Source organism: Ereboglobus sp. PH5-5 (assembly GCF_029504805.1).
Classification (GTDB): domain Bacteria; phylum Verrucomicrobiota; class Verrucomicrobiia; order Opitutales; family Opitutaceae; genus Ereboglobus.
In genome coordinates this window covers 1-12473 of record NZ_JAQFIT010000012.1, presented here as the reverse complement: position 1 = coordinate 12473, position 12473 = coordinate 1, and the positions used below count along the sequence as shown (strand labels likewise).

The window sequence follows — 12473 nt, the reverse complement described above, 5'->3', positions numbered from 1 at the left end:
CCGAAGCGCGAGGCTTCGGGGGCATTGCGGGCGCACTTTGGCTCAGGTTTGGTCGAAAAGGCCACCGGGTGCGTCGCCGAAAAACAGTCCGAAATCGGCCTGGCTCTTATCATTAATGTTTTTGCTTCTGCGCCTTTTGGGGGTTGGCGTTGTTTGCAATTCGCTTTTTGAGGCGGCCTTACCGTTGGTGTGCGGCGCGGCCGGCGCAGTGTTCGTCGGTTTGGGCGTGGAGGTGTCGTCCGTATGCGGATGCGGCATGGCCTCTCCGCCATTTGCTTTGGTTTTAACCGAGGCTGCATTTGCCGCCGTCACACTGGCAGATTCGGGCGTGGAGGCAGCGTATTTTTTGCGCAAGGTTTCGACATCCACGAGACCCGCCACGAAGGGCTTTTTGGCATCCAAAGTTGGCTTATATAAAAGAATATATTCAAAGGGTGTGCCGTTTTTGCCGCGAAATTCTTCCACATAGCCTGAGGCCACAAGCGTGTTGAGGTGCTTCCGACTTTGCGACGCCGCCGACTGCGTGAAGGCGCGATATTCGTCGAGCGTGAAGCGGCGGAATTCTTGGGAGACCCCTTCCTCCGCGCATTTCGTTTCGAGCATACCAACCAGCTTCGTGAGGAGTGCCTGCGGTCCGGGTGAGAGATCGCCCACGCTCCTTCCGAAGAAATGCCCCATCAGGTGATTTGCCTGTTCAATGTCGTCGATAGTAATGTTTATATAAGGGATGGTTTTCCTTGCGATTGTGTGCATCATTATCGGCCGCTGGAATTGATGCAAAAGCGCGATGGCGTAAATGAGGGTGAGGTATTTGTCGTGGTCGCGTCGTGCGTTGGCGCCTTCCACGGGGAAGGTCATGTCATTCGCGAATGGATTCATCACCTTGAGCGGGAGGAGCATCGACTGCACCAATTGCTGGATTCGCACAATCTGCTTTTTGCGTTCGGCACGTTCAAGGCCCTCGATGGTTCCGTTCAGACGCTGCAGCTCCATGATGCGTTTCGTGTGCGCGTAACTCTCGTCCGTGTGAACGATCATACATCTGCTGAGGAGCTCTCTCTCTACATCAACGGCAGTGGTCGTGACCATGATTGTCACCGGGCCGTGCACTTCATAAACACGCATGCGCCGGTCACTGCCTTTCGTGATTGTCACCGCCTTCGTGAGGACGCCGGCGGATTGTAGAACCCGGAGCGGATGCGCAACCTTGTTGACACCGGCAAGCTCCTCGAAAGCAAGGACTTTGTGTTCAAGTCCGCCATCGATGTAATAGAACGACTCCGCCGACGCCGTTGTAAGCTTGACGAGCTCATTATCGGGGACGAATTGAAGTGTCACATCCTGAACGGTCGACTTACCGGTGCCTGCTGGCGCTTGCGTTATGAGCGCGAGCGGGCGATCCAGCTTGCGGGAAGTAATAACAAAAAATGAAAGGAGTTTAAGCTCATCCTCTCCCGAAACGCCGCAATCCTCATAGTTTTTGAGGGCTTTAGATATCATGTTTGGTGCCAAGAGAAAGTCACGCGCCATGGACTTTTCTATGGGTGTGAAATTGCTTTCCGCGATGAACTCGAGGATTTTATCAATTGCTAACAAGCCATTTTTATTGATGAGCAATGAGCTCGCAGGCGCACCGTTATGGACATCGGTGTTTTTATGCATGGGTGTGGCTTCTGTCATGTTTGTTTCTTTTCGATTTGTGGTTATGGTTTTTGGCGTGGTGTGTTTTGCTTCTGTCATTTATTCTAACTTTCTAATGGTTGTTGGTTTGTTTAGGTTGTTTGCGTTTGCAGTCCGCGCTTGTAGTTCAACGAATTATGTATCGTTAAAGTGTAAAAATATATGGAGACATAGCGTTGCCTTGTGACGGTTAAGCGCACGTGAAGATGTAATAACGTATCCAGTTTATGGATATATATTCATCCGCATGCGTGCCGACCCGGCATTACGTGGCGATGTTATTATGTGGTGTCTCAGCAGGCCCGAGGGGGTTCAGCCTGCAATGACGCGCATCGAGAGGTTACTCCGAGCGTCATGGCATGAATTTGAAAAATTCATGCTTTGGAAATAATAGAGGGACTTGGTTGGTTTTGAGTTAACGAAGAATGTATAAAGAACCGCTGACGGAGCGGGACCATTTATAAAAATGGCGTTTTGTCAATGCGCGAAAGTGTATTTTGATGTTGACGATGCATGAACCTGGCACTAAAAAACGGTAGTAATATGTTTATGTTATCCTAACATATTGGGGGTCACTTTTCCCCCTGAAAATATTTTTCATTTTTTTGCGACACACCTGCTTTTGCCCTACTGCCACCGCATGTTTTCACGGTTTTCGTATCACCGCCCACCGAATGGCGTTGCGATCAGTTGGCGCGGAAAAGTTTCCAAAAAAGCAAGCGGAAGACTCGCGGCGTAAAAACCGCCGCAAAGTCATAGCAAAAATCACCCGGCGAAAAAGGAGTGGCGGAGGGTATTGTTATGGAGTCCTCCGTCCGATGAGGCGCCCAACCGCCAATGCTGCGAGCGCGGCCAGCCACCAGAGGCTTACCGCGCCGCCGCCTCCACCGCCGCCGGAATTGTTGTTTCCGCCGTTGTTGCCGCCGGTGCCGCTGGTGGTGGTCACCGTTAGCGTGGCGGCGCTGCTGGTGACTGTGCCCGACGGATTCATCACGAGCACGCTGTAGTTGCCCGCGTGCGATTGCTGCGCGTTGGTGATTGCGTGGGAGGCGCCGGTGGCGCCGGCAATGCTCGATCCGCCTTTCCTCCATTGGTAAGACAAGCTCTCGCCGGTGGCGACAACTGTGAAAGTCGCGCTGCCGCCGACATTGATTGTTTTCGACACGGGATTCGACGTGATGACTGGCGGCGCGAGCGCGCCCACCGTCACCGTGAACGCGCCGGAGGTCACGATTTCTCCCGTGCCGGCCGTCAATGCCACGGCATAGGTGCCGGCGTGCGCGGCGGCGTTTGCGTTGATAACGGCGTAGGAGCCGGAAGTCGCGCCGGCGATGGCAAAGTTGTCGAGATACCACTGCCGCGCAGCGGGCGCAAAGCCGGTCGCAGTTGATGCGAGAGTAAAGCCTCCCATCGCGGGCACATGGGCGCTGACATTGGTCTTGCTCGCGCCGGAGCCGGTCACGGTTGCGCTGATGCCGGCGGTGCCGCTCATTTGCGCGGGCGTGCTGGAGTTTTTACCCGCAGTGTTGCCCGCATTCGCCGCGATTGAGGCTTTCGTGACGGTGTCGGCGGGGTTGATGATGTGCGAATACGAGGGGACAAACACCTCGTCATTGCCCGGCTCGGTCGTGCCGGTGGTCGAAATCATGCTGTTGCCCGACGCGTGCAGCAACCCGGTGGACTGCGTGGTGAGCGGGTTGTGGGTGCCTTCGTAGATGTTGTTGACCGAGAGGATTTGCGCGCCCGCTCCGGCAACGGTTGCGGTGGTGTTGCCCGTTGCGGTGAAGTAGTTGTTATACATGTAAACGCGCGCATTGGTCACGCCCGGCATGTCGGATTTCAGCCCGTCACCCCACAGATTATTGTGCAGGAGGATGCCTGTGCCCGCGCCTGCGTTGGAAATGGTCATCGCCGAGCCGCTGCCGCCGCCCGTCGCGGTGAATTCATTCCACGAGAAGGAAATATTGTCCGCACCGTCCGTAATGGTGACGGGCGTGTCGGTGAACGTGCAATGCGTGACCTCCACATCACTCGCACCGTTGATTGTCAGCGTGCCCTCGGTGAAGTTGATGCCGATAATGACATTGCCGCTCGCGCCCGCCGGAATGGTGACGCCGCCGATAATCGTTGAGGAGGCATCCGCACCCTCAATGGTTTTGCCGGACGGAATCGTGATTCCGCCAACCAGCGAAAAATCAACCGTGCCCGAAATCGTGACCGTTGCCGTGCCCGGATCCTCGATTTGCGATTTATATTGATCCGCAATAGTCTTCGGACTCGCAACGACGGTGAGCGTGGCATTCAGCGATGCGGTGTCGGCGGCATTGGAAACCTCGACCTTATAAACCGCGCCATTGTCGGAGAGCAGCGCGGCGGGCGTGGTATAGGAGGCGGCGGTAGCGCTCGCGATAAGCACATTGTCCTTGAACCACGCATAGGTGAACGGCGCGCTGCCGGCGGTCACTTCCACGACAAACGTCGCCGTCGCGCCATCCTGCACGGTCTGGCTGCCGGCGTTGGGTGCCCAAGCAATCTCGGGCGGAGTCAAAACAGTCAACGAAGCCGGCTCGCTCGTGACCGACTTGAAGATGTTTGTCACCGCGACCGTGTAAAGGCCCGCGTCGTCAGCCAGCACGCTCGACAACGTGAGCGTCGCAGATGTTTGGCCTTCGAGCGCAACACCGTCCTTAAACCACTGATACGACATCGGCTCATAACCCGTGGCGGCCACGGTAAACGACGCTGAAGCTCCAAGCGCCTTTGTAGCGTCGGATGGCGGCGTGGTGATTTCCGGAGCAGTCAACCCCTCGGCATACACGGTATTGAACCAAGCCGGATCGGTGACGATCACCTCGTTGTAATCAAATATAATATCCGCGCTGCTGTCGATACGCGCATTATGTGGCGCGTCGGCCTTCACCTTCGCGCGATAAGCCACGTAACCCTCGCCGCGCCCCGTTTCGTCGTTCGGCAACAGGAAGCCCGCATAAGGATCAAGCGGCCACTTGTCGACGGTGGAAGGATCAACCGACCGCATATACCAATAAACCTTTCCGGTGCTTTCATTATACGAAGCCTCCACGCGCACCTTGGTGCTGGTGCCCTTTTGCGCGACCTCGATCTGTCCGCTCTTCAAACCGCGCAGCCCCATCTCGATCTGGTTGGCAAACGAAACCTCGGCAAATTCAAACGAACTCCAGTCCAAATACTGGCTGAGCGCATTGTTGACATGCACCTCCTGTGCAGCCGCCGTAGCAGTGGCCATGTTTTCAAAATACACCTTAAAATCGAGCCATTCGCCGGGAATCACATAGCGCTGTTCTCCAGCTCCTGCTGGGCCTGTCATTTCGTTGGGGTCATTTGAACGATGAATAGGAATGCCATTTTTATCAACACAATCGCAGCAGCTTATACCATCGCCCTTGCATTCTCCCTTGCATGGACATGTTGCCACAGGACAGCCGCAAAAATAAACCAGTCCGCATCCACAACGGCAATCCTCCTTGCAGCCATCGGAGGGGGCTGAAGCCATCGAAAAGATGGGATTTTGAGACATTGCTAAAGATGCATAGGAAGTAATTGTGGCTTGTTCGGTTTCGCTGGAAGCAGTAACAGGCATCACCGGAATGGTGAATGTGTCCATTGCCCATCCAGATGCCCCTAATACACCACTCCTCACAACCTGGTTGTCACTCCCCTGCCAGAGAGACACCAGCAACTGGGCGGGCGTGTCATTTTTACGCCAAGAGGAAATTTCTATAGCCTCGATATTATTTATAGTCGATAAAACCGCATTGGGGGGTTGCCATATATCGGCATTGTAGGACGCCGACATAATTGTATGCTCACCAGAATCATTCATACCCATCCACACAACAACAGGGACGTTTTTCAGTGAATCGAATCCCAGCTTAGGTCTGGTCTCCACGACGTCAGCATTGGTAACTCTTCTGGGTGAAGACCAAGCTCCCGAACTGCGCACTGCATAATATAATCTTGTGTCAAAACGGGAGATTGATCGCCTGAACGCGTTCTCGGAATCCCGCAATGGCTCCGCCTGCGCCCAAACAACAAGAAGATCACTATCATTGATGGCGAGCATGGACAAGCCGGTCACATTGACATCCCCTTGGGATAATTCCCGCAAACCCTCAATTTGATCATTCCGAATGTCGCCAACTAGCAATTTCCCCATACTCAAGCCGTCAGACACGACCTGCCGAATCCATGCTAGTGTGTTTCCATCTTGTGTCCCAATTAAACATGGGAATTCATTGTTTAACGGATAACCGTCCTGTAGTTGCCCTGGCGCAAACACAGTATTGTGTGATAGGTCTACAGATATGTCATCCAACGGAGACATCGCGGACAAAAGCGTCGTTTCAGGCAGTAGGTAATTGACGGCTTTGCTCATCGACATCGAGCTCTTGTTAGATTTGGAGTCGAAATATTTCTGAATATCAGGATCCCAAGTGAATTTAGGCTTAAGTAGCGTGGAGGAATCTTCAGTTAGCATACCTTCCCATTTAAACACTTTAGTCACTTCTACCTTATATGAGAGCTCCTCTCTTATACCTCTTATTCCTTTCGTTGAATCATAGTAAACACCAACATCAGCTCTGGCGCTAGCGGCGGTGATCCCTATCGTAAATTCTTTTATATATGCAGCATCTTCGGGTTCAAGCGCATCTTTGAGAGCATTCGTAAGCGCCGCCTGAGCTGCGACTTGACCGACCAAAGAAAACTCCATACTTGCCTCGTGTTTTGTTGTCTCACTTCCATTTATAGTTAATAATTTATTATTATAACCAATTTTCGCCCGGATTTTTCCAGAAAGCTTTCCTAGATTTAGAGGCAAAGGAACAGACCTGGTGAGGTCTACCCAAACAAAACCTCCAAGCGCTCTTTCTTCTGAGAGCAATCTTATAGGTGCATGATTGCATTTATTTGCCTGCGCATTCAATTGGCACGTATATTTGCGATCCCACTTTCCACTAATATCCACCCCAGTGCTGATCGCGGCTCCAGTAACAATTTTTGTCCATGATTTCATTTGCAACGCCCCCGTCCCCTTGAACCCAGATGACTGCAACCAATCGCAACACTTTTCCTCGGTTTCCTGATCACCCGTAATCTCGATTGACACTTTTATATCACCAACTGCAAACGGTATGGTGAAATTTGTCTTAATAGGAGGCATGGAAAAAGTTGATGCAAACGTGGAATCCATTAATATAATCGGAATATCAATGAATTCATTTTTATTTAATTTGTAATATCTCAACGATGAACCCGAACCAGCTTCTAAATCAAGAGCAACCCCGGTGTAGTTTCCTATTTCATCAGAAATTAACACAATTTTATCATAATCAAAATTTTCAATATGCTCTTTATAATCTACCCACTGAAAATCCCCGTGCGCGGTTATTTGAAGAGTGGCTTTCGATATCTTTTTGCCACCACCATCAAGCAGGAAGACAACTATTTCATTCGGATTATCCTGTGAATCAGGGACAACAACGGATGAGTATGTTTTTTCTGACTTATAGTAAGTGTATTGCGCCAGTTTGGACATATCAGCCGCGAACAAAAGCCCATTATTTAACCCTACGCACAATTGCATACCTCCTATGCCAACAAGATGCAGAGAGCTCAAGTCCTGTCTTGTCTCAGCCTCTTCGATCTCTTCCTTTTGGCAGAACAAGAGAGCGCGATCAACTTCCACATGTTCTGTGATGTTATCGTTAATGGGAATAATGGCCTCGACATCCAAGGTGTTGCTCGCGCACACGAGCGTTCCTTTTCCAATCCCATAAAAGAAAAATCGCCCATTGGCATCTGTCTTGGAGACGGCTACGCTGGATGACTGTTCTGCCGTGCAAGCATGAATTACAACATCCGGCACCGGCGCTCCCGTGTCCCGGTGCAGCAGTGTTCCTTTCACAATGGCGTATTCAGACTCGGGGAGGCATAGGGATTTTATGCGGAAGAAATGTTCCGCGCAAATTGGGCGAATGCCAATATCCGCGCACTTTTGGACATCCGCGAAAATGGCGTCATAGTAGCCGGTTGTGTTCTCTGCGCCATACGCGTCATAGAGTCGCTGGAGTTTTTCCGGTTCGCTTGACGCAAGATTAAAGAGACCACTCCACGCAATAATATCTTTCCCATGATTATATACCAAATTGCTAATCACCACAGCCGAACCCGTGCTTGCGGTTTTGAACTGCACAAGCATGCTATAACTCTTTCCAGGCGCGATGACCAAGGGGTTGCCATCCTGGGCCAGTCCAAACAAACGAATCGAATGCTCAAATTCTTCCACTCCGTTGTCTGGTGACAAGAACACCTCCGTCTCGCCAAACAGGGTGATAATTGGCGCGTGGGCATCCGCGTCACCCTCATTGGTGTAATTGACCACAAGCATGCTCCAGCGCTCCGGGCGGATGCCCGAAGGCACTTCGAGAGTCACCGTGAGCTTTGGGCCCACGGAGGTCTGCAATACTTGAATCGGCCTATCAAATGTCACCTGACTGAAACCGTTGCTAACTATAATATCATAGTCGCCCGCTGTCGCATTATCCAAGGCGAACGTTACGGACAATTCCACTGGCGAAATGCAAGTGATGCGATTAGGTAGAATCGTTTGGCCGTTACTCCGAAACTCCACAAGTGAGGACGCTGTAAATCCCGTGCCATATAGAGAAAGTGTCACCTGCCCGGTATTTGGAAGCGTGTTTGTGCTCACGCCAAGAATGCTCAGTGCCGCAGTAGGTTTTTCTATCTGAATGGTTTTATCAGCAATGGTTGGGTTTTCGACCGTCAAATACATGCTGCCTTCACCCTGCGGCACCGTGATGGCGTAAACACCATCGCCGCAATAAACGGCCTTTATGTCGCTCTGTCCGACACCCGGCACATAGCCAAAGGCACCATAGATGTTCAAACCTTCCGGCGCATAGATCAAGATTGTGCCCGCTTCGCTGGCGGAGGCCTCGACTCTGAAGGTCTGGCTGGAGTTGCCGTTGATTACGGCCGTGGTCGTCCCACCCAATGCCGCCATGCTGATGCGTATCACATCCGATGTCGTGTAGAGATTGTTGTCAGTATTGCGTCCTTCAAAAATAGCCCTGTCAGGGTTCAGTAGAATCTGCAAATGCCAGTCGCCCTCCGCCAAGCTCGGCACGGTGACACTTGCGGTCAACTCGACGCTCTCATTAGGCTCAAGGCTCAGTGTCGAGCTGATAGCGTTCGCGCTTCTATTGGGCATGGTGGAATTACCGACAAACGTGATTTCGTTGCGGCAGGTGCCGCGCGCAGGCAGGCTGCCGACATTGGTAACCGTGTATCTTATTTGAATCGTATCCCCGACATTTGCCGACGCAGGGATGACCACTTTGCTCACTGCCAAATCGACATCCGAAACCGCATTGGCGCTCATTTCGTGAATGCCAATATCCGGGCACGCCCCATTTGATGCCGGCGTGCCCGTATTTTCCACATACATGTCATCGACCCGCTCTTGCCCAAAAAAATCACGCTCAGGGGCCACAGAGCCGTCCCCTGCATCAATGCACGGACTGCCGATTTTCAGGGTGAAATCGCCATTTTCGGCAGCATGGAAAAGAGGATCGCTCCACAGATTCCCATTTGATCCTACCGCACTGTAGGATTGGGGACCATACCCCGCAGGGTTCCAGAAAAGACAGTTCTTTATCGTTATTGACGAACCCGCATAGATAAAGCTGGAGGAAACCTTGGACAAAACACTGTTATACATCCTCACGATGCCGCCGTGTGCCAGAACTCCATGATTACCTGTCATTCCATAGAACACACAATTAACCAAATCGGCCTGTCCACCCAAGACTTGGATAGCCCTATCGCAATAAAATACAGTCGTATTTTCCACCAGTAGACTGGGGGAGTATGAGGAAACACCATCAAATTTTCCATCCGAAATCAGACATGAGTCGACGACACCTGTTGACCCGTTCAAATAGGTGATGACTCCGCCTTCCGCGCCCGACCAACCTCCTGAATTCGTGTTGCCGCCGAAAAGCAATTTGCAATGCCTGAAATCCGCATGGCCGCTGATGAGCAAACTCCGCCAATCGCCCATTGAGGGAATAGTGCTTATTCCGTCGCCATTCGTGTCGCCACCATGAACATCGTCTTTAATGGAGGTGAAAATCACATTATTGTTCCTTGCACCTGCCACATATAGAGAACCTCCTGCCTGCACGGTGATGCGCTTGCTTTGGTCGAACTTCAGAATAGCGCCCTCAAGGATCGTCAAACTCACGCCATTTGGCACAACCACATCGGAGGTGATGCGATAAACCCTGTTCCCAATCCAAATTTGATCGACTGAAAGTGTTCCGCCGTATTCGAAGGTCTTAAATCGAAAGTCGCAGTCTGCCGAAATCGAAATCTGACCGGAACCTGTTATTGTGTATTGATTGTGGCTTGGCACGGAGCGGTTGCCGTCTTCATTTGTGTCACCACCGATAGTGTCATCAGCGAGATGAGTGAGAACGGCTTTACCAATATTCAGGGTCGCACCACCCTCAACATTAAGCCCCGCACCATCGGCAAACTTTATGATCGCGCCATCTTCGATATTCAGCGTCACGCCCGAAGTGAGCGTATATAGATCATTAACGGCATATACAGATGAGTCACCGAGCACATTAATTGTGAAGTTTCCGCCGTAGGGAAGGTTCGCCAAAATCTTGTCCAAAGAACGCTTGGCCGTTACCGGGGACGTCCCATCGTTTGCATCATCACCTGTCCCAGAAACATAAATTACACTTGGATAAATCGTCACCGTATATTCAGCAGACCAAGATTTATCATCAAGTGTGATTTCGACGCGATAATCCGATGTTCCTAGTCTGAATGCTTGCTCCGACAAACGACTACTTGTTTCGATCGGAACAAGTAGCCCGTCTTTATACCACTTGAACACAAATCCCATTTCTGCACGAGTTTCGCTCCAAACCACATTGAGTGTGTAATCAGAACCAATGGTATAGGCCCCCGTGCCCAATATCGGCATAATTAAGGGTTGTCCACTAGGTATGATTGCCTGCGGCTCATAAGCTCCAATTGTCGGTCTTGAAAATGCGGTTCTATCCACTCCCCTAGCATCTACCGTTGGCAATACTACAGAATCACCAAGTTCAGCTTGATTGATGCCTGCTTCAACTGCGCAACTCCCAAATGCAACAGGAATTATCGAAACCACCCCACCATAATTTTCAAATTCCCGCAGAAGCGGATCGGCATCAATGTTGTTGGTTCCGGATGCGCCCCCCTGCACTATGCAATGGACCGCGTCGGTGATATTTTGCAACTGCGAGCCCTTGTTCCCCCATACTATGCTATTTATCACCTTCATCGGACCACTCGTCGTGTCGAGCACAATCCCGCCTCCCTCGTTTTCGGTGCTCGTGCAGTTTATCACCACGGCGTTTGTATTCCAATGCACATACACACCGTGGCCCCCGTTTCTGTAAAACGTGCTGTTCACCACCGTTGCCGTCCCGCTATACCCGTGCTGCAATCCATTGCCGCTGTTTCTATAGAACGTGCATCCGTCCAATACCGGCGATGCATCATCCTTGTCATACACTCCGGCCGCACCCGCATTCCCGTTGAACGCGCATCCAATCACCTCCGGACTCGACCAGCTCCCATTATACAGGCCCGCATGCAGGTTTCCTGTAAACACACAGTTTACCAATCTCGGACTTGCCCTGTTGAGGTTCCGCATGCCTCCCCCTGAACTCAACGAGCTGCTGGGACTTCCGCCCCGTATCGTCACATTGCCAAGCACCGCTGTATTATTCAGTTGCACTCCCATCGGCTGCGGATGGTAAAATACATAGTAGGCGTTCTCACTGCTTCCCGATTTGAGCGCCCCTGACACTGGGTCATACACGTCGTTCCCGTTAAAGTCCCCCGACAGGATCGTCTCGTTCGCCAGCAGGTCCCGCTCCCCGAGCGCCGTCTCCGTCCCCGCAAATCCCCCATACACCGACACGTTGTTCCTCAACGAAAAATGCCTCTGTCGGTTGTCCGTCTCGCTCCCTCCGTTCGGACGACCCATCGGCACATACGTCCCGCTCGCAACCCATACCTCATTGCCGAAGCAGTTTTCTATCGCGTGCTGCACGCTCGCGACCGCCGTCGCCCATGACGATCCGTCGTTCTCGTCACTGCCTGTCGTGCTCACGTAAACCCGCGGACTCCTCACCAACACCGGCTCTGCGGCCAACTGATTTCCCTGCGCGTCATATGCCACCATGCGATACCAGCCGTAACTTCCCGGTCCCGCTATTATATTCCACTCGGATGTCTGTGTTTCGTTCAACAGTCTATAATTGAACATACCGTCATTCTTAAAATACCACTCATATCTTACCGCGTTGCTGACCGTGGATGATATTGTTACGGCGGCGCCATTCGGTGCGACGTCCATGTTTACTTGTGGCTGGCTCGATATTATCATTGATGAGGAGGTCCACTCATATGCTCCTATTGTCGGATGTTCAGGACGAGGCATTCCTCGGCCGTCAGCCTGCGGTATTGTTATACCAACCGCTGCTTCGGCCTGCGATTGACCCGATCCTATAGCAGGACTGCCTGCCGATAGCATCGCCACAAGATGCCCCATTGATTCACCTATCGGCAGCAGAAGCGGATCGGCATCAATGTTGTTGGTTCCGGATGCGCCCCCCTGCACTATGCAATGGACCGCGTCGGTGATATTTTGCAACTGCGAGCCC

General features: G+C 51.9%; 2 protein-coding genes. Both read right to left on the bottom strand.

Features of this window, described 5'->3' with window-relative positions; genetic code table 11:
* Positions 1 to 42: 42 nt before the first annotated feature.
* Positions 43 to 1680, bottom strand: coding sequence for a hypothetical protein (locus tag M2103_RS08990; RefSeq protein WP_277510053.1), 1638 nt, complete (start codon positions 1678 to 1680; stop codon positions 43 to 45).
* A gap of 799 nt (positions 1681 to 2479) precedes the next feature.
* Positions 2480 to 12463, bottom strand: coding sequence for an immunoglobulin domain-containing protein (locus M2103_RS08985; RefSeq protein ID WP_277510052.1), 9984 nt, complete (start codon positions 12461 to 12463; stop codon positions 2480 to 2482).
* Positions 12464 to 12473 lie beyond the last annotated feature (10 nt).